The sequence below is a fragment of the Microbacterium sp. Leaf179 genome, assembly GCF_001423785.1.
In the GTDB taxonomy this organism is placed as follows: domain Bacteria; phylum Actinomycetota; class Actinomycetes; order Actinomycetales; family Microbacteriaceae; genus Microbacterium.
Genome location: NZ_LMPH01000002.1, coordinates 702270 through 720299, shown reverse-complemented (window position 1 = coordinate 720299; position 18030 = coordinate 702270). Strand labels below are relative to the sequence as shown.

The window sequence follows — 18030 nt, the reverse complement described above, 5'->3', positions numbered from 1 at the left end:
CGCGGACCGGCCAGGAGGCCGCCGTCAGGCGGGGGCGCGCAGTTTCGCGGTGAGTGCCTGCAGCTGGGCGAGCTCGTCGTTGTCGAGGCGCGCCATGCGCGCGGCGATCGAGCGGCCGTGCGCGGCGGCGATGCCCCGGAACGTGACGGCGCCGGCTTCGGTGGCGGTCACGAGCGAGCCTCGACCGTCTTCGGGGTCGGCGCACTTGGTGAGCAGACCCCGCGTGACCATGCGCTCGACCAGGCGCGACACGCTCGGCTGGCTGATGAGCATGTTGCCCGTGACGTCGCGCAGGCGTGCCGTCATGTGCGGCGACCGCGTGACGGTGAGGAGCACGTCGTACTCGGCCTGCGTCAGCTCGGTGCTGTCGAAGTCGGACCGGATGTCTTCGAACACCTCGTGCTGTGCGCGGAAGAGACTCTCCCACGCCTGCACGGCGAGACGTCGATCGGTCATGCATTCAGCGTAGAGGGAGGACGCCTCGGGAGGACGCGCTCTCGGGTCCGTCCTGTGGACAAAGAGTAAGGGCCGGTCGGAGAGGCTTCCGACCGGCCCTTGTCCCTGCACCAAGAGTGTCCTGCAATCACATGTCGGTAGCTGCCACAGCAAAACAACTACCGTGCGAGCACTCTATAACGACGAGATAACGGAAGGGAAGAGTTCGCCGTTATCTTTTCGTGATCGCGTTCGCCGGGGGGACTCCGGGTCGCAGCCGGATCCGCATCGGCTGCTTTTCGTCGTTCGACCAGAGCCTCCCTAGGCTGGTCGACGTGTCTTCGTCCGCTGCCGATCGTCGCGTGATGCTCGTCGTCGGGTGGACGCGCATCCTGGTTGCCGTCGCCGTCGTGGGAGTCCTCCTCCTCACCTTCGCGGGACGCGTCGCCGTCGGAGACGACAATCCCTTCGACTACTTCGGCTACTTCACGAACCAGACCAGCCTGCTCACGAGCGGCGTGCTCATCGCGACGGGAGCTCTCATGGTTTCCGGCCGTCCCGCGCCGCGCTGGCTGACGAGCGCACGAGCCGTCGCCGTGGCGTGCCTCATCGTGGTCGCCGCGGTGTACAACGTGCTCGTGCCGGGGACGGGATCGGCGCCCCCCTGGGTGAGCGCGATCCTGCACGTGTTCTTCCCTCTCTTCGTCCTGGTCGACTGGCTGATCGTCGGAGACCGTCGCCCCGTGCCGTGGGGCACGTTGTGGATCGTGCTCCCCTACCCGCTTGCCTGGCTGACTGTCGTCCTCATCCGCGGAGCCACGGACGGCTGGGTGCCGTATGGGTTCCTGCTGCCGGAGCGGGGCGTCGTGTCTCTCGCCGGGCACTCGATCGGGATCCTCCTCGCGCTCGTCGTTGCGGGTGCCCTTGCGTGGGCGGGCTCGCGCGCACCCGGCGTCGTCCTGCGCGCCGTACCGACCCGCGACTAGCGAACGGGCGGGCGACTGCTCACACGTCCGCTGTCACTCCGTCCGGGGTGCGCGGTGGCGCGACGCCGAGGGTTCGGCATCCGGAATCGCGCCGGACCGAGGACTCCGATTGCACTCGTCGGATCGCCGAGATGCGCACGGCATCGTCGAGACCGGATGCCGGGAGGCCGGGGTCAGCGTCCGCGCACGTGGTTCCACTGCGTGATGACCTCGGAGCCGTGCTCGAAGCCGAGTTCGCTGACCGCGGAGGTGCCGAGCACGAAGTAGCGACCGCCGGCGGCGGTAAGCCCGAGCCAGACGCCGGCCAGCGCGCGCAGGAAGTGCGAGTGCGAGAAGAGGAGAACCTGTTCGCCGGCGCGCACGCGGGGGCGGAGCTCGTCGAGAAGCGACGCCGCGCGTGCGGTCACCTGCTCGATGCTCTCGCCGGGGGTCGCGCCGGCCGGCGCCCCCGACTGCCAAATGGTCCAGGGGCGGCCGAGCTGCTCGATGATCTCGGGCGTGGTGAGGCCCTCGTAAGCGCCGTAATCCCACTCGACCAGGCGGGGCTCGTACTGCGCCCGCGGAAAGCCCGCCCGCCGCGCGGTTTCGACGGCGCGCTCGAGGGGGCTCGTCAGCACGAGGTCGTACCGGCGGGTCGCCAGCAGGGTGCCCGCGAGCTCGGCCTTGTATGCGCCGGTCTCGGTGAGCGGGATGTCGGTGAGCCCGGTGTGGCGACCGGTGCGGCTCCACTCGGTCTCGCCGTGGCGCACCAGAACGAGGCGTCCGTCGGGTTCGGTCAGGTCGTCGTCCTTCACGGAACCATCCTCGCGCGTGCGGAGTGGTCGCGGGAACGCCGCGACCCGGGAAAGGACGAAGGGCCGGTCGAGAAAACTCGACCGGCCCTTTCCTGCACCAGAGTGTCCTGCAATCACATGTCGGTAGCTGCCACAGCAAAACAACTACCGTGCGAGCACTCTATAACGGTGGGGTAACGGAGCGGAAGAGTCGGTCGTGATGATTCTGTTATTCATAGATTTCCCAGGTTCGGGGTACCGGATCGCCCGCCGCGTGACCCGCTCCTGAGCCTGCGAAGATGGGCCGCGTGCCCCACGACATCCGCCTCATCGCCGTCGACATGGACGGCACCCTTCTCGACGCGTCCGGGAACGTGCCCGAGACCCTCTGGGGTCTGCTCCCCAGGCTCGAAGAACGTGACGTGACGTTCGTGCCCGCGTCGGGACGCCAACTCGCCACCCTGCGCGCCACCTTCGGCGACGCGGCGGATGCCATGACCTTCATCGCCGAGAACGGCGCCTACGTCGTACGAGCCGGGGTGGAAGTGGCATCCGACGCCCTGGAACCCGCCGTCGTGGCGCGGGCCGTCCAGCGCCTGCGCCACCTCTCCGCCGAGGGATACGATCTCGGCGTCGTGGTGTGCGGCAAGCGCTCCGCCTACATCGAGCGCACCGACGAGGCGTTCCGCTCCCAGGCAGCGATCTACTACGCCGCCCTCGAGATCGTCGACGACGTGCTCGCGATCGACGACGACGTCCTGAAGATCGCCGTGTACGACTTCGCGCTCGCCGAGGACAGCGTCGGACGAGCGCTCGACGAGATCGCCGAGACCCATCGCGTCGTCGTCTCGGGACAGCACTGGGTCGACATCATGAACCCCGGCGTCGACAAGGGCGTCGCCCTGCGCCGTCTGCAGGCGGCCCTCGACGTCACCCCCGCGCAGACCGTCGCGTTCGGCGACTACCTCAACGACCTCGAGATGCTGGATGCCGCCGACTGGTCGTTCGCCATGCACAACGCCCACCCCGACGTCGTCGCCCGCGCGCGCCACCGGGCTCCGTCGAACGTCGACCACGGCGTGATCACGACGATCGAGGATCTGCTCGCCGGCTGATCGACGGGGCTGATCGACTCAGAGCGCGGTCGCGTCCAGCGCGGCGGAGAGATCCGCCATCAGGTCGTCGGCGTCTTCCAGGCCGACCGACAGGCGCAGGTGACCGTAACGTCGGAATTCCTCGGGGTAGGTCGCGGTCCGCGGTCCCTCGGCCGCGGTGTGCACGATCAGGGTGTCCTCGTGTCCGAGCGAGAATCCCGACGTGATCAGGCGCAGGTGCGACACGAAGCGGTTCTGCGCGGCGGGGTCGCCCTCGACGGCGAACGCCATCATGCCGCCGAACTCGCGGCCACCGAACTGCCGCGCGGCCACCTCGTGCTGCGGATGCGACGCCAACCCGGGGTACGCGACGAACGCCACCCGCGGATCGGCCTCGAGCATCTCGGCCACCCGTTGCGCCGACGCGAAATGCTGACGCAGTCGAAGCGGAAGCGTCACCGATCCGCGCTGGATCATCCAGGCGTTGAAGGGTGAGATGACGCCGCCCACGTCGACCATCGCGTCGCCCTTGATCGGGTCGATGAGATCGGCACGTCCGATCACGGCCCCGCCCATGGCATCGCCGTGTCCGTTGATGTACTTCGTCAAGGAGTGCACGACCAGATCGGCGCCGTCGGTCAGCGGGCGGTAGAACGGCGGCGGCGTGAAGGTCGAATCGACCATCAGGATCGCCCCGGCCGCGTGCGTGATCTCGGCGAGCATCGCGATGTCGGCGACCTTCGTGGTCGGGTTGGCGATGGCTTCGACGCACACGAGACGCGTCTCGGGGCGCAGTGCGGCGCGGACGGCATCCGGATCCGTCACATCGACGAAAGTCGCATGGATGCCGTACCGCTCGGGGAGCAATTCGGTCCAGAGCCGCCAGGTCGCCTCGTAGACCACGTCGCTGACGACGACGTGATCGCCCACCCTCACGTGGGTGAAGAACACGGCGTGCAGAGCGGCGACGCCCGAAGCGAGGACCACCGCCGCCTCGCCCCCGTCGAGAGCGGCGAGCTTCGCCTCGAGCGCGGCCTGGTTCACCCCGGTGTTGCGGGTGTACAGGCCCGGCTCGTACGCCGACCAGCTGATCTCGCTCGGATCGTCGGGCAGGGCGAACGAGTTCGACATGACCAGCGGCGTCCTCAGCGCGCGAGTGCTGTCGAGCATCTTCCCGCCGTGGACGGCCAGGCTCGCCTCTCCCAGTGAGTGGGCGTCGGTGCGATCGGGGCGCGTGGTCATCTCGGAGTCCTTCCCGTCCGCGCCGACGAGGGAGCGGCACCGCCTCAGCGTAGTGAGCGCGGTCGTGTCGGCGGCATCCATTACTCTGACCTGCGGCGCCCGCGAGTCCCGTCTGCCACCGGCTCGAGTACGAATGCGAGAACACCCATGAACCGACCCACGGGTCAGCCCCTCGAGCGCTCCGGTGCGGGCACGCCCGAACGCCACTTGCGGCGGGCGATGGATGCGCGCCACCTCGTGATGATCGCCCTCGGCGGCGTGATCGGGTCGGGACTCTTCCTCAGCTCGGGCTACACGATCCACCAGGCCGGTCCGCTGGGAGCCGTGCTCGCATACCTGCTGGGCGCCTTCGTCGTCTGGCTGGTCATGGTGTGCCTGGGCGAGCTCGCCGTCGTCTATCCCGTCTCGGGATCCATCCACATCTACGCGGCACGCACCATGGGGCCGGCGACGGGCTTCGTGACGGCGTGGCTGTACTGGCTGTGCTGGGTGGTCGCCCTCGGGTCGGAGTTCACGGCGTCCGGAATCCTCATGCAGCGCTGGTTCCCCACGGTCGACGTGTGGGTGTGGTGCCTGGTGTTCGCCGGCATCCTGTTCACGCTCAACGCGATCTCGGCGCGCGTGTTCGGTGAGACCGAGTTCTGGTTCGCACTCATCAAGGTGGTCGCGATCCTGGCGCTGATCGTGCTCGGCACGATGGCGATCTTCGGCTTCACGCCCCTGTCGACCACCCCTCACGAGGCCGTGCTGTTCAGCAACTTCGTGACCCCCGAGGGGCTGCTCCCCGCGGGTCTCGGCGGCGTGCTCATCACCTCTCTCGCGGTGTTCTACGCCTTCAGCGGTGCCGAGCTCGTCGGCGTCGCCGCGGGCGAGACCAAGGATCCGGGTCGCAACATCCCCCGGGCGCTCCGCTCGACCGTGCTGCGCCTGCTCGTGCTGTTCGTCTGCTCGATCACCGTCATCGCGGCCCTGCTGCCCTACGAGAAGGCCGGACTCAGTTCCAGCCCGTTCGTCGACGTCTTCGAGTACGTCGGTGTGCCCTACGCGGCCGACATCATGAACTTCGTCGTCATCACCGCGCTGCTCTCGGTGGGCAACAGCGGTCTGTATTCGTGTGCGCGCATGCTGTTCTCGCTCGCCGAAGAGGGCTACGCGCCCCGCTCGTTCACGCGCCTGACCCGCCGCGGCATCCCGTTGGTCGCGCTGATCGTGAGCTTGGCCATCGGCCTGGTCTCGCTGATCTCCAGCGTGATCGCCGCCGAGACGGTGTACCTCGTGCTCGTGTCGATCGCCGGTTTCGCGGCGGTCGCGGTGTGGATGTCGATCGTGGCCGCGCAGTTCTTCCACCGCCGGGCGTTCCTGCGCGCGGGCGGAGACCTGTCGAGCCTGGCCTACCGCACACCGCTGTATCCGCTGGTGCCGATCCTCGCCTTCGTGCTGCTCACCGCGTCGATCGTGGCGATCGCCTTCGACCCGCAGCAGGTCGCGGCGCTGTACTTCGGCATCCCGTTCGTGGGCCTCTGCTACCTGTTCTTCTGGTGGCGTTACGGTCGTCGCGGCGTCAGACCCGCGGCGCTCGACGAGGAGGCGCCCGCCTCCTGACCTTCCGCTCAGCGACGCCCGGACCGTGACGGCTCGGGCTGTGGCGCTCCGTCTCGCCCGCGGGTCGGCCGAGGGCTGTGTTGCTCCGTGTGCGCGCGTTCCCGCTGTACGCGGTGTCCACTCCGACGCCATGGACGCTCCGGCGAGGCGGATGCCACCGGCTCGTCGCCCGCAGTACGGTCGCGGGAAGTCGGGTCGAGCGATCGGCCTGGAACGGGGGAGGACGCATGGACACTGTCGACACGATCGTCGTCGGCGCGGGGGTCTCGGGCCTCGCCGCGGCGCGTCTGCTGGCCCGCGCCGGGCACCAGGTCGTCGTCCTCGAGGCGCGCGATCGGATCGGCGGGCGCGTCTTCTCGGATCGCTCGCACGGGCACGTCACCGACCGCGGGGCCTCATGGATCCACGGCATCGACGACAGCCCGGTCGCCGAGGCCGCCCGCGCGTTCGGCATGCCGATGAGGGAGTTCACCGTCGGGGGATACCAGCCCGACAGCCGCCCGCTGGCCTACTTCGACGCCGACGGTGAGCGACTCGACGACGACGCGGTGCGGCGGTACGCCGACGACATCCGCACGCTGAACGCCGCCCTCGTCGAGATCATCGCCGACGCCGATCCGGATGCCACCTACGCCGACGTCGTCGAGAAGGCGCTCGCCGCACAGGACTGGGATGCCGAACGCACGGAACGCGTGCGCGAGTACAACGACCGCCGCGCCCAGGAGCAGTACGGCATCGGCATGGCTGCCCTCGGCGCCCACGGCCTCGACGACGACACGGTCAACGGTGACGAGGTCGTATTCCCGCACGGGTACGACGAACTCGCCCGGAACTTCGCCGACGGCCTCGACGTGCGCCTCGGACACCTCGTCTCGCGGGTGCACTGGTCGCCCGAGGGCGTGCGGGTCGACACCGACCACGGCACCTTCACCGCCGCCCGGGCCGTCGTCACCGTTCCGGTCGGAGTCCTGCACGCCGGCGACGTCGTGTTCGAGCCCGAGCTTCCCGCTCGTCATCGCCGTGCCCTGGGCCTCGTGCGTATGAACGCCTTCGAGAAGGTCGTGCTGCGCTTCGACGAACGATTCTGGGATGCCGGGGTCTACGGCATCCGTCAGCTCGGCGACGAGGGGGAGTGGTGGCACTCCTGGTACGACATCGGACGACTCCACGACGAGCACGCGCTGCTCACCTTCGCGGCGGGCCCGGCGGCCGTCGCGACACGGGAGTGGACCGATGCCGAGATCGTCGCCTCGACCGTGGCGCAGCTGCGCCGCCTGTACGGCGATGTCGTCACGGAACCGACCAGCGCCATCGTGACGCGCTGGCAGGACGATCCGTTCTCGCGCGGTTCCTACGCGTACATGCTGCCGGGTTCGGTCGGTGCCGACCACGACGATCTCGCCGAGCCCGTCGGCGGGGTGCTGCACCTCGCGGGGGAGGCGACCTGGGGCGACGATCCGGCCACCGTCCCCGGCGCGATGCTGTCGGGCCATCGCGCCGCGCAGAACGTGCTCGGTCACGACATCCCGGTGAGTGATCTCTGGGCTTAGCCCGTCGGCGGCGCCGGTCTCAGCGCGGTGCGGGTCCCGTCTGCACCGGCAGCTCCGGGTGGTTCGACCACTGGCTCCACGACCCCGGGAACACGCGCGGCTCGAACCCGGCGAGGGTCAACGCCACCGCCTGATGGGCCGCCGTCACACCGGAGCCGCAGTACACGCCCACCGACATGCCGTCCTCGGCGCCGAGCATGCGGAACCGCGACCGCAACGCGTCGGGAGTGTGGAAACGCCCGTCGGCGTCGACGTTCTCGGTCGTCGGCGCACTGATCGCCCCGGGAATGTGTCCCGCCCGCGGGTCGATCGGTTCCACCTCGCCGCGATAACGCTCCGCGGTGCGCGCGTCGAGCAGCAGGGAATCGTCGGCGAACGCGCCCACCTCGCCCAGCTCGAGCGACGGCAGCGCGCCGTAGGCGAGGTCGATGTCGCCCGGCGTCGGGATCGCCGCGTCCCCGGTCTCACGGTCGAATCCGGCCTCGGTCCATGCCCGCCACGCCCCGTCGAGCAGGCGCACGTCGGCGACGCCCGCGAACCGCAGCAGCCACCACGCGCGGGCACTGGACATGTTCTTCAGGTCGTCGTAGACGACGACCGTGTCGCCGGCATCGATGCCCCACCGTCGGGCGGCGTTCTGCAACACCTCGACCGGGGGGAGCGGATGCCGGCCCTCGGTCGCCGCTCCGTGCGCGGCGAGATCGTGGTCGAGGTCGACGTACTGCGCCCCCGGGATGTGGCCGGCGCGGTAATCCGGCCGTCCGTCCGGTCGATCGAGGCGCCAGCGTACGTCGAGGACGCGCACGGGACCGCCGTCGGGGAACGCGCCGGCCGAGAGGGCGGCCTGCAGGTCGGACGCGGTGACGAGGATGCGGCTCACTCTCCCAGTATGCGAGTGCCGGGCCCGTGTCATTCGGTCCCCGCCGTACGCGGGGTGGCGCCATCGGCGACGCGCGCGCGGGCGCCGTCGTGTCGCGCGCCGACGGGGATGATCGAGGTCGCCCGGGGCAACCCCATCGCGGGGGTGTCGACGTAGATCGACTCCGCCCGTTCGACCACGTACGTCTCGTGCCAGATGCCCACGGCGCCCTTGGCCGTGCGTGCCCGCTTGTTGAACCGCGACCACGCGGGGCGGTGGGCCTGCCCCGGCGCCGACGCGTACGAGTAGAGCTTCTCGAGCGACGACCAGTACTGCACGAGGTACGGGCCCCGCGCACCCAGCAGGACGGTGAAGCCCTTCAGTCCCGATTCGGGGTCGGTGCTCAGCTCGCGCAGCATCGGGCCCATCTCGCCGAGGATCGGCATCCATTTGTCGGGGCGGTACCAGCGGTTGATCGTCATGCCGATGTGGAAGACGACGAGTTCGCCCTCGTGGTGGTGGGTCATGCGACCGCGGAGAAGGGATGCCATGGCTCGTCCTTACTGGATAGTGGTGCTATCTAGTGTTGGATAGTCTTGCTATCGAGTCAAGGGGGAAGTGATGCGCATCTCGGAATTGGCGATGACGAGTGGGGTCTCCGTCCCGACGATCAAGTACTACCTCCGCGAGAAGCTCCTGCCCGAGGGGAAGCGCACCTCGCCCACGCAGGCCTCGTACGGCGAGGCCCACCTGCAGCGCCTCGGGGTGATCCGTGCCCTCGTCGACGCGGGAGTCGGGATCGCGGGCGTGCGCCGCGTCGTCACGTTGCTCGAGGATCCGCCGCAGAACCCTTACGACCTGCTCGGCGCCGCCAACGCCGCGGTGACCCCCGAGATCACCGCGGATGTCGACCTCACCGAGGCCACCGCGCTGCTCGTGCGCATGGGGGGAAGCCCTGAGAAATGCTTCCCCGACCAGATCGCGGCCGTGGCCCACGCGTTGGCCGCTCTGGATCGCGCCGGGTTCACGGTGCCGGAATCGGTGATGTCGGCGTACGTCGAGCACCTGTCGGCGATCGGTGAGGCCGAGCTCGCCGCGACGCCCGACGCCTCCCTCGAGGATGCGGTGCGCTACGTCGTGCTGGGAACGGCGCTGGTCGAACCGCTCGTGCTGGCCCTTCGGCGGGTGGCCGAGCAGATCGCCGCCTCGCGACGGTTCGGCGCCGGCTGACCCGTACCGCGCGTGCGGCGGCCGGGGCGTCGCGCCCGCGCGTCAGCCGTTCGGATTCGTCGCTGCTCCGTCGAGCCAGAGCGTGTCGCTCGCATCGCCGTGGGGACCGGCCCGACCGACGTGGGCGTCGGAGATCCTCGGCCCCTTCGTGATGACGTGCACGAGCGCCATCCCGTGACCGCGACCGAGGTCGTAGTCGTCTTTCAACCACTGCAGGATGGGCGTCGCCTTCGTTCCGGCGCCGAACCCTCGTTCTTCGGCGAGGGCGACGAACTGTCGCGGGGTGAGGCCCGTCTTGGTCTCGATGTTGTCGAGGTACGACTGGAAGGACATGACCGGAGGTTAGCGTCCGCCTCCGACATCGGTCCAGGCCTGTCGAGCCGCCCCGGGACGACGCCGCGGTGCGCCCGCCCCGGGGGCCCGGCGCGACGATGTCGGGCGCCCGCGATACGGTCGGATGATGGCCGTCATCCTGCACCGGGCGCCCGTCGCCGAGATCGACCCCCGCACCCTCTACCGCATCCTCTGGCTGCGCGTGGCGGTGTTCGTCGTCGAGCAAGAGGCCGCGTACCCCGAGATCGACGGCCGAGACATCGAAGAGGGGGCGGAGCTGCTCTGGGCGACCGAGGGCGACGACGTCCTGGCGACCCTCCGCCTGCTCCGTGAGCCCGCCAACACGCGCATCGGTCGCGTCGCCACCGCGACCGCCGCACGCGGGCGCGGTATCGCGGCCGACCTCATGCGCGCCGCCGTCGACGTGCTCGACGCCGAGGCTCCCGGCATCCCGATCCTGCTCGACGCGCAGGCGCACCTCGCCCCCTGGTACGCCCGCTTCGGTTTCGTCGTCTCGGGGCCGCCGTTCGCCGAAGACGGTATTCCGCACCTGCCCATGCGGCGCACCCGCCTCGCCACCGAGCGCCTGGTGCTGCGCGACTGGACCCGCTCCGACGAGGACCGCGCGTTCCTGTTCGACATGTACCGCCGGCCCGAGGTGCGGCGGTACCTCGGCACCGGAGACGTGATGACCGACACCGCCGAGGTCGACGCCCTGCTCGATCGTTGGGTCGGTCTGGCCGACGGCATCCTGGGGGTGCGTGCCGTCGAGACGACCGACGGTCGACGCCTCGGCTCGGTGCTGCTGAAGCGCATCCCGTGGTCGTCCGGGGCGGGCGACGGTCGGCCCGAGAATATCGAGATCGGTTGGCACTTCCACCCCGACGCGTGGGGGGCCGGCTACGCCACCGAAGCGGCCTCGGCCGTGCGCGCGCTCGCCGAACGCCAGGGGATCCGCGGTCTCGTCGCGGTGACGAACCCGGCGAACACCGCGTCGGGTGCGGTCGCCGAACGCATCGGCCTGCGCCCGGCGGGCGAGACGCGCGACTACTACAACGCCGCCTGCGCCCTGTACGTCGGGCTCGGCGGCGACGCGTGAGGTTCCGTCCGCTCGTCACCACCGCACTCGCCCTCGTCTGCGTGGTCGTGCTCGCGGGGTGCGACCTGCGGTTCTCGCTCGGTTTCGGTACGGGATCCGACGGCTCGTTCGATGGGGACGAGCTCACGGTCCCGGTGCTGTACTCCCACGGCGCGAAGGGCGGCGTCACCTCCCAGCGCATCACCGCGGCCTCGGCCGACGGCGGCGATCTGAGCATCGACATCACCGAGAACGACGTCTCGGGGGTCGCCCCCGTCACCCAGTCCGCGACCTGGACCGCCGTCGCCGCGGCGACGCTGCTCACCGGCGCCCGTCCCGACACCGCCTACACCTTCGGCCTCGACGCGCGCATCGACACTCCCGGGGCCGGCGCCGTCACCGCGGTCGGGGTGCTGGCGCTGTACTACGGCACCGAGGTGCAGCCCGGGGTCGCGCTCGCCGGTGGGGTCACCCACTTCGGAACGGTGAGCCCCGTCGCCGGACTGCCGGAGCAGGTGTCGGCGGCGATCGAGGCCGGCGGAATCGACACGATCCTCGTGCCCGCGGGGCAGCGCATCGCGGTCGACGCCGACGGGGCGGCCGTCGACCTCGACCAGCTCGCGGCGACGGGCGGAATGACGATCGCCGAGGTCGCCGACGTCGCGAGCGCCTACGCGGTCATGACCGGCGAAGACCTTCCCGAGGCGGCGTTCCCCACCCCGGCTGCCTCGCCGACGCCGCTGCCCAGCGCGACGGAGGGCTCCGAGCCACTCGCCGACGCACCCGGGTCGGAGGCCATCGCCGCCGCCGTCGACGACGCGCGAGCGCGGGCCGACACCGCCCTCGCTGCAACGGTCGACGACGCCCGGGCGGTACCCGCGCGAGCGGCCCTCGCCCGCGCGCAGACTCTGCGCGAGGCGGGCGACGAGGCCGGCGCGCTGTCGGCCGCGGTGGCGGCGGCCGACCTCGCCGCGGTCGCGGCGGCCTCCGCGGTCTCGGTCGAGGACGCGATGGCATCCGCCGCGGCGACGCGCGCGGCGGCCGTCGAGCTCCTCGCGACGTGGGCCCAGAACCCGCCCGACACCCTCGACGCGGCCGACCTCGCCCTCGAGGGCATCGGCGCCGCGGCCGAGGCGTACGCGCTGGCCGGGTACGCCGGCAATGCCCTGGCGGAGCAGCCTGCGTCGGACGACGCCGACGACGGCGACCTCGAGGGGGGACGCACCGCCTCGGCGCTGGCATCGTCGTCGCTGGCGACGGCGCAGGCGAGCATCGACCGTCGCGACGTCGCCGCTGACGGCGCGGGAGCGCTCGACCGCGACGCCGACCTCGACGGTCTCGCGTCGCTCCTGCGTCGCGCGGCGCTCGCGGCCTCCGACGCCTACGACGCGCGAGCCGGAGACGGTCCCGTCGCCGCCGATGATCTGGCCGCCCTCCGTTCCCGAGCGCTCGCGGCGTCGCGCGACGACCTCGCGGCGCTCGCCGGCGACGACGGCAGCTGGCTCGCCGTGGCGATCGCGACGACGTCGTTCGCGCGCAGTACCCCACCGCTGCTGGCGCAATCCCGCGTCCGCGTCCCCGACGGGGTCGACCCGGCCGTCGCCGTCCAGCAGCGGATCGCGGTGGGCGACGAGTACGCCGTGCGCGCGGTCGAGGCGCTCGCCGACGCCGGCGCCGCGGTGCCTCTCGTGCGTGGAGCGCTCGCGGACGCGACCGCCACCGCCGTCGCGTCGCCCACGCCGGGCGCCTCGACGGTCTACGCCACCCCGTTCCTGCGGGCCCGCGTGCTGGCGTTCGCCGCCGGGGTGGAGCGCGACTGAGTCGATGACCGGCCGCGTGCCGCGTCAGTGCGGAGCGTGGTACTCGGCGGTGCCGCGCTTCCAGTAGCCCTTCACGACGGTGGCGGCGGGGTCGCCCGACCACCGGTCGAGAAGCAGGGCGCGCCCCGCGCGGACGATCGCCTGCTCCGCCGCGACGAAGCCGAACACGCACCCGTCGGGCTGCTCCTCGATGTCGAGCGCGTCGAGCCAGTCGGCGAGCTCCGCGCCGGGTGCGCGATCGCCGCGGTGCACCTGCACGACCTCCACGCCCGCGGGAGCGGCGACCGGGAGGTCGTGCGCGGCGTCGGGCACCTCGATCGCGATACGGCCCACGGCGTCGTCGTCCATCGCCGCCGCGAAGCGACGGATCGCCGGAACGGCCGTCTCGTCGCCGGCGAGCAACCACGCATCCGGTCGCCCGACCAGCACCAGGGATCCGCGGGGTCCGCCGACGCCCGCCGGGGCGCCGAGGGGGGCGTGCTCGGCCCACCGGCTGCCGACGCCGTTCGCGTGCAGGGCGACGTCGATGTCGAGCCAGCCCGCCGCGGCATCCCAGCTCACCGGCGTGTACTCGCGGTTGGGGGAGTCGCGCAGGTCGTCGGTGGGCGTGGCCGGGAAGAACACGCGGATGTGATCGTCGGCCCCCGGGGAGTCGAATCCGCGCAGCTCGGCGCCTTCCAGGCGCAGGCGCACGTACGCCGGGGTCAGGAAGGTGCGGCGCGCGAGGGTCGCCCTGCGGAAAACCAGCTCGTGACGGCGGGGCTCCAGACGGGCTCCGAGGGTCGGGTTCGACATCTTCACAAAGCTAAGGCTAACCTAACTTCTCGACCCGTCTCGGGATTCCCGTCGCGGCTCGAACCGACACAGCACTGGAGAGATTCGCATGAGTACCCGCCTGTTCCGTCCCCTCGCCGCCGCCTCCCTGGTGGCCGCCCTCGCGCTCACCGGCTGCGCCGCGGGTGCTGCCGCCCCCGGCGACACCCTCGCCGCCGCGACCACCGTCACGGTCGAGGACAACCACGGCTCGATCGAGGTGCCCGTCGCGCCCGAGCGCGTGGTCGCGCTCGACAACACGACGTTCCAGACTCTCAGTGACTGGGGTGTCACGCTCGTCGCTGCACCCAAGCCGCTCATGTACGACCTATGGCCCTCGCTGTCGGGCGGCGACGAGGTGCTCGATGTGGGTCTGCACCGCGAGCCCGACATCGAAGCCGTCCTGTCGGCCGAGCCCGACCTCATCGTCGGGGGCTACCGCTTCCGTGAGATCTACGCGCAGCTCAAGGACATCCAGCCCGCGACGATCGAGACGAGCCCGCGCGACGGCCAGGATCACATGACCGAGCTGAAGCGTCAGACGGCCATCCTCGGCCAGGTGTTCGACAAGAACGACGAGGCCACCCAGCTCTCCGCCGACCTGGATGCCGCGATCGCCGACGCCCGTGCGGCCTACGACCCGTCGCAGAGCGTCATGGGCCTCATCACCTCGGGCGGCAAGATCGCCTACGCCGCGCCCGGCGAGGGTCGGGGCGTCGGCACGCTGTTCCCGACTCTCGGCCTGACCCCCGCGCTCGAGCGCTCCGCCGAGGATGCGTCGCACGGCGACGACATCAGCGTCGAGGCCATCGCCGCGGCGAACCCGGAGTGGCTCTTCGTGCTCGACCGCGACGCGATGTTCGGCGAAGACGGCTACGTCTCGGCGAAGGACCTCATCGAGAACGCCGAAGCGCTGAAGAACGTCCCCGCCGTCCAGAAGGACCAGGTCGTCTACCTCGACGGCAGCTTCTACCTCGACGAGGGCATCCAGGCGTACACGAAGCTCTACCGTTCGGCCGCCGAGGCCTTCGCCTCCTGAAGCCCGACCCCACCCCCGCTCGCGCGACGGGTCGAGAATCCGACCCCTCGCGCGAGTGGGGAGGGAGGGATGCCATGACCGCCACCGCCCTCCGCCCTCGTGCGCGGCTCGCGTTGCCCGCCGCTTTCGCGGGCGTCGCCGCCCTCGTCGTGCTCTCGCTGTTCGTCGGCGTCTACGACATCGCCGGCGACGGCTTCGGCGCCGAGATGTTCCTCATCTCGCGCGTGCCCCGCACCCTCGCGCTCGTGCTCGCCGGCTGCGCGATGGCCGTGTCCGGCCTCATCATGCAGCTGCTCACGCAGAACCGCTTCGTCGAACCGTCGACCACGGGCACCTCCGAGTGGGCCGCGCTGGGGCTGCTGGTCACGGTGCTCGTCGCCCCGGCCGCGCCCCTTCCGGTGCGCATGGTGGTGGCATCCCTCGCCGCCTTCGTCGGGACGATGGTCTTCATCGGCATCCTGCAGCGCATCTCGCTGCGCTCCTCGCTCGTGGTGCCGCTCATCGGGATCATGCTCGGCGCCGTCGTCTCGGCGTTCACCACCTACCTCGCCGTCTCGACGAACTCGCTGCAGATGCTCGGCACGTGGTTCATGGGCAGCTTCACCTCGATCGTCCGCGGACGCTACGAAGTGCTGTGGATCGTCGCGCTCATCGTCGTGCTCGTGTTCCTCTACGCCGATCGCATCACCGTCGCCGGTCTCGGCCGCGACCTCGCGACCTCGGTGGGGCTCGACCACACGCGCGTCCTGCTCGTCGGCACCGCGCTCGTCGCCGTGGCCACGGGCGTGACGACCGTGGTCGTGGGCTTCCTCCCCTTCCTCGGGCTCGTCGTTCCCAACCTCGTGTCGATGTGGCGCGGCGACAACGCGCGCGCGAACCTTCCCTGGGTGTGCCTCGGGGGAGTCGCGGTCGTCGTCGTCTGCGACATCGTCGGCCGTGTCGTGCGGATGCCGTTCGAGGTGCCCGTCTCGATGATCCTCGGCGTGGTGGGCTCTGCGGTGTTCATCACCCTGCTGTTGAGGATGCGTGCCCGTGGCTGAGATCCTGACCCGCCCCGCGCCCGCCCGTGCGGCCCGCCGTCGGCGGATCGGCCTGCGTTTCGGCATCCTGGCGTTCATCGTGATCGTGGCCGCCGTCGGCGTGCTCACGTGGAACGTGCCGGGCGTGCCTGGCTCGCGGGGGTTCTGGATCGCGGTGAACCTGCGCGTGGTGAGCGTCGCCACGATCGCCCTCGTCGCCTGTTGTCAGGCGGTGGCGACCGTGCTGTTCCACACCGCCACCGCCAACCGCATCCTGACGCCGTCGATCATGGGTTTCGACGCCCTGTACGTCGTGATGCAGACGGCGTTGGTGTTCTTCTTCGGCAGTGCCGCCCTGTCGGCGACCGACGGGCTGCTCAAGGTCGTCGTGCAGAGCGTGCTCATGGTGGGCTTCGCGACGCTCCTGTACGGCTGGTTGTTCGCGGGGCGCCGCGGCAACCTGCACATCATGCTGCTCGTCGGCGTCGTGCTGGGGGTCGGCTTCGGCTCGCTCTCGACCGTCATGCAACGACTGCTCACCCCCAGCGATTTCGACATCCTCTCGGCCCGACTCTTCGGCAACCTCTCGAACTCGGATGCCGAGTACCTCCCGTGGGGAGCGCTGGTCGTCGCCGTGGTGCTCGCTCTCGTCTGGCGGGCCCGTCACCGACTCGATGTGCTGGCGCTGGGACGCGACACCTCGCTCAATCTCGGACTGGCCTACCGTCGCGAGGTGATCGGGATGCTGGTCCTGGTCGCGGTGCTCATCTCGGTCTCGACGACGATGGTGGGACCCATGACGTTCTTCGGCTTCATCGTCGCCACCCTGGCGTACCAACTCGCCGGCAGCTCGCAGCACCGGGTCGTGCTGCCCTTCGCCGTGCTCCTCGGCACGGCGGCGCTGCTCGGCGGGTACTTCGTGCTGCGCCACGTGTTCTACGCCGCGGGCATGCTCTCGATCATCATCGAGTTCGTCGGTGGTGTGTTCTTCCTGGTCTACCTGCTGCGAAAGGGAAGTCTCTGATGCTCTCCTGCTCACCGGGGCGGTACGTCTCGTGATCTCCCTCACCGACGTCACCATGACCTACGGCGACCTGACCGTCCTGGGTCCGGTGACCCTCGACATCCCCGCCGGGGGAATCACGGCCCTCGTCGGCCCGAACGGCGCGGGCAAATCGACCCTGCTGACGATCGTGGGGCGTCTGGCGACCGCCACGAGCGGCCGCGCCACCATCGCGGGCAACGACGTCACCACCACGCCGGGTCGTGCCCTGGCGAAGATCGTGTCGATCCTGCGTCAGGAGAATCACTTCGTCACCCGCCTCACTGTGCGAGAGCTCGTGGGTTTCGGGCGCTTCCCGCACTCGCAGGGGCGCCTCACCGCCGAGGACCACGTGAAGATCGACGAGGCCATCGCGTTCCTCGATCTCACCGAGCTGTCGGGCCGCTACCTCGACCAGCTCTCGGGCGGGCAACGGCAACGCGCCTACGTCGCGATGGTGCTCGCCCAGGACACCGATTACATCCTGCTCGACGAGCCGCTCAACAACCTCGACATGAAGCACGCCGTGGCGATGATGGGCCAGCTCCGCCGCGCGGTCGACGAACTGGGCAAGACCATCGTCATCGTCGTCCACGACATCAACTTCGCCGCGGCCTACGCCGATCGCATCGTCGCGCTCGCCGACGGGCAGGTCGTGCACGTCGGAACCCCCGACGAACTCATGACCCCGACGACGCTCGAGCAGGTGTTCGGCACCCCCGTCGAAGTACGCCGAGACGGACCCTATCCGCTGGCGGTCTACTACCGATGACCTGCAGGCACCGCCGCCGCTCCGGCACGCGGAGACGGGAATCCCCGCGCGGGGGCGTCTTACAGCTGGATGCCGTTGTCGGGATCGTTGACGCCGACGTTGCGCCCTCGGCTGGATTCGTAGGCGATGAGCCACCCCACCGACACCGCCGCGGCGATGACGACACCGAGCCACACGTTCTGCCACACGAGTCCGAACAGGATGCCGAGACCCAGCAGCAGCAGGGTGCCGAGGATCCAGTACGTGCGTCCGCGCGGCCAGCCGGTCCCTGTCTGCATCATGCGCCCAGCCTAGGCGGCCGCGCGCGTCCGCGCCGGTCGTCGCCCACCCGTCCCCGAGAGAA

Annotated in this window: 19 protein-coding genes; 11 read left to right on the top strand and 8 right to left on the bottom strand. The window is 70.5% G+C overall.

All coding sequences use genetic code 11. The features are described 5' to 3' along the window. Nucleotides 1-24: 24 nt before the first annotated feature. Nucleotides 25-456, bottom strand: coding sequence for a MarR family winged helix-turn-helix transcriptional regulator (locus ASF96_RS10910; RefSeq protein WP_055839225.1), 432 nt, complete (start codon nt 454-456; stop codon nt 25-27). A 314-nt stretch (nt 457-770) separates the two neighbouring features. On the opposite strand from ASF96_RS10910, the gene ASF96_RS10905 reads away from it, so the two are divergent. Continuing rightward, nucleotides 771-1421, top strand: a complete 651-nt coding sequence (locus tag ASF96_RS10905) for a Pr6Pr family membrane protein (protein ID WP_235560584.1) — start codon at nt 771-773, stop codon at nt 1419-1421. Nucleotides 1422-1594: 173 nt separating this feature from the next. Here ASF96_RS10905 and ASF96_RS10900 read toward each other — a convergent pair whose 3' ends face one another. Continuing rightward, a complete protein-coding gene (locus tag ASF96_RS10900; protein WP_055939025.1) occupies nt 1595-2215 on the bottom strand; it encodes a histidine phosphatase family protein in 621 nt (206 codons plus the stop codon). Between the two features lie 278 nt (nt 2216-2493). On the opposite strand from ASF96_RS10900, the gene ASF96_RS10895 reads away from it, so the two are divergent. After that, complete coding sequence (locus ASF96_RS10895) at nt 2494-3309, top strand: Cof-type HAD-IIB family hydrolase (protein WP_055939022.1); 816 nt, start codon at nt 2494-2496, stop codon at nt 3307-3309. A gap of 18 nt (nt 3310-3327) precedes the next feature. On the opposite strand, the gene ASF96_RS10890 is transcribed toward ASF96_RS10895, so the two are convergent. Next, on the bottom strand, nt 3328-4530 hold the full coding sequence (locus ASF96_RS10890; RefSeq protein ID WP_055939019.1) for a trans-sulfuration enzyme family protein: 1203 nt from the start codon (nt 4528-4530) through the stop codon (nt 3328-3330). Nucleotides 4531-4677: 147 nt separating this feature from the next. On the opposite strand from ASF96_RS10890, the gene ASF96_RS10885 reads away from it, so the two are divergent. Both ASF96_RS10885 and ASF96_RS10880 read left to right on the top strand, forming a co-directional pair. Further along, on the top strand, nt 4678-6132 hold the full coding sequence (locus ASF96_RS10885) for an amino acid permease (RefSeq protein WP_055939016.1): 1455 nt from the start codon (nt 4678-4680) through the stop codon (nt 6130-6132). A gap of 227 nt (nt 6133-6359) precedes the next feature. After that, nucleotides 6360-7682 (top strand): flavin monoamine oxidase family protein, encoded by a 1323-nt coding sequence (locus tag ASF96_RS10880; protein WP_055939013.1) that lies wholly within the window; start codon nt 6360-6362, stop codon nt 7680-7682. Nucleotides 7683-7701: 19 nt separating this feature from the next. Here the strand turns inward: ASF96_RS10880 and ASF96_RS10875 are convergent, their stop codons facing one another. Together ASF96_RS10875 and ASF96_RS10870 are read right to left on the bottom strand one after the other, a co-directional pair. Continuing rightward, complete coding sequence (locus tag ASF96_RS10875) at nt 7702-8562, bottom strand: sulfurtransferase (protein ID WP_235560583.1); 861 nt, start codon at nt 8560-8562, stop codon at nt 7702-7704. Between the two features lie 29 nt (nt 8563-8591). Then, nucleotides 8592-9092, bottom strand: coding sequence for a DUF4188 domain-containing protein (locus ASF96_RS10870; RefSeq protein WP_055939006.1), 501 nt, complete (start codon nt 9090-9092; stop codon nt 8592-8594). 70 nt (nt 9093-9162) lie between these two features. On the opposite strand from ASF96_RS10870, the gene ASF96_RS10865 reads away from it, so the two are divergent. Next, nucleotides 9163-9771 carry a MerR family transcriptional regulator gene (locus ASF96_RS10865; protein ID WP_055939003.1) on the top strand — a complete coding sequence of 203 codons (609 nt, stop codon included), beginning with the start codon at nt 9163-9165 and terminating at the stop codon, nt 9769-9771. A gap of 42 nt (nt 9772-9813) precedes the next feature. Here ASF96_RS10865 and ASF96_RS10860 read toward each other — a convergent pair whose 3' ends face one another. Then, on the bottom strand, nt 9814-10104 hold the full coding sequence (locus ASF96_RS10860) for a DUF4287 domain-containing protein (RefSeq protein WP_055939000.1): 291 nt from the start codon (nt 10102-10104) through the stop codon (nt 9814-9816). 127 nt (nt 10105-10231) lie between these two features. On the opposite strand from ASF96_RS10860, the gene ASF96_RS17580 reads away from it, so the two are divergent. Further along, entirely contained in the window at nt 10232-11203 is a 972-nt protein-coding gene (locus tag ASF96_RS17580) for a GNAT family N-acetyltransferase (RefSeq protein ID WP_156458829.1), read from the top strand. Further along, on the top strand, nt 11200-13002 hold the full coding sequence (locus ASF96_RS10850; RefSeq protein ID WP_055938998.1) for a S16 family serine protease: 1803 nt from the start codon (nt 11200-11202) through the stop codon (nt 13000-13002). The genes ASF96_RS17580 and ASF96_RS10850 overlap by 4 nt, the downstream gene beginning before the upstream one ends. A gap of 24 nt (nt 13003-13026) precedes the next feature. Here the strand turns inward: ASF96_RS10850 and ASF96_RS10845 are convergent, their stop codons facing one another. Continuing rightward, nucleotides 13027-13797 carry a siderophore-interacting protein gene (locus ASF96_RS10845; RefSeq protein WP_055839594.1) on the bottom strand — a complete coding sequence of 257 codons (771 nt, stop codon included), beginning with the start codon at nt 13795-13797 and terminating at the stop codon, nt 13027-13029. An 88-nt stretch (nt 13798-13885) separates the two neighbouring features. Here ASF96_RS10845 and ASF96_RS10840 point away from each other — a divergent pair, with 88 nt between their 5' ends. The 4 genes from ASF96_RS10840 to ASF96_RS10825 all read left to right on the top strand — a co-directional run bounded on the left by ASF96_RS10840 (nt 13886) and on the right by ASF96_RS10825 (nt 17687). Beyond that, nucleotides 13886-14854, top strand: a complete 969-nt coding sequence (locus ASF96_RS10840; protein ID WP_055938996.1) for a siderophore ABC transporter substrate-binding protein — start codon at nt 13886-13888, stop codon at nt 14852-14854. A gap of 74 nt (nt 14855-14928) precedes the next feature. Continuing rightward, on the top strand, nt 14929-15894 hold the full coding sequence (locus ASF96_RS10835; RefSeq protein ID WP_055938994.1) for an ABC transporter permease: 966 nt from the start codon (nt 14929-14931) through the stop codon (nt 15892-15894). Then, complete coding sequence (locus ASF96_RS10830) at nt 15887-16897, top strand: iron chelate uptake ABC transporter family permease subunit (RefSeq protein WP_055939484.1); 1011 nt, start codon at nt 15887-15889, stop codon at nt 16895-16897. Before ASF96_RS10835 ends, ASF96_RS10830 begins: the two co-directional genes overlap by 8 nt. Nucleotides 16898-16928: 31 nt before the next feature. Next, a complete protein-coding gene (locus ASF96_RS10825; RefSeq protein WP_055938992.1) occupies nt 16929-17687 on the top strand; it encodes an iron ABC transporter ATP-binding protein in 759 nt (252 codons plus the stop codon). A gap of 59 nt (nt 17688-17746) precedes the next feature. Here ASF96_RS10825 and ASF96_RS10820 read toward each other — a convergent pair whose 3' ends face one another. After that, nucleotides 17747-17968 carry a hypothetical protein gene (locus ASF96_RS10820; RefSeq protein WP_055839190.1) on the bottom strand — a complete coding sequence of 74 codons (222 nt, stop codon included), beginning with the start codon at nt 17966-17968 and terminating at the stop codon, nt 17747-17749. Nucleotides 17969-18030: the final 62 nt, after the last annotated feature.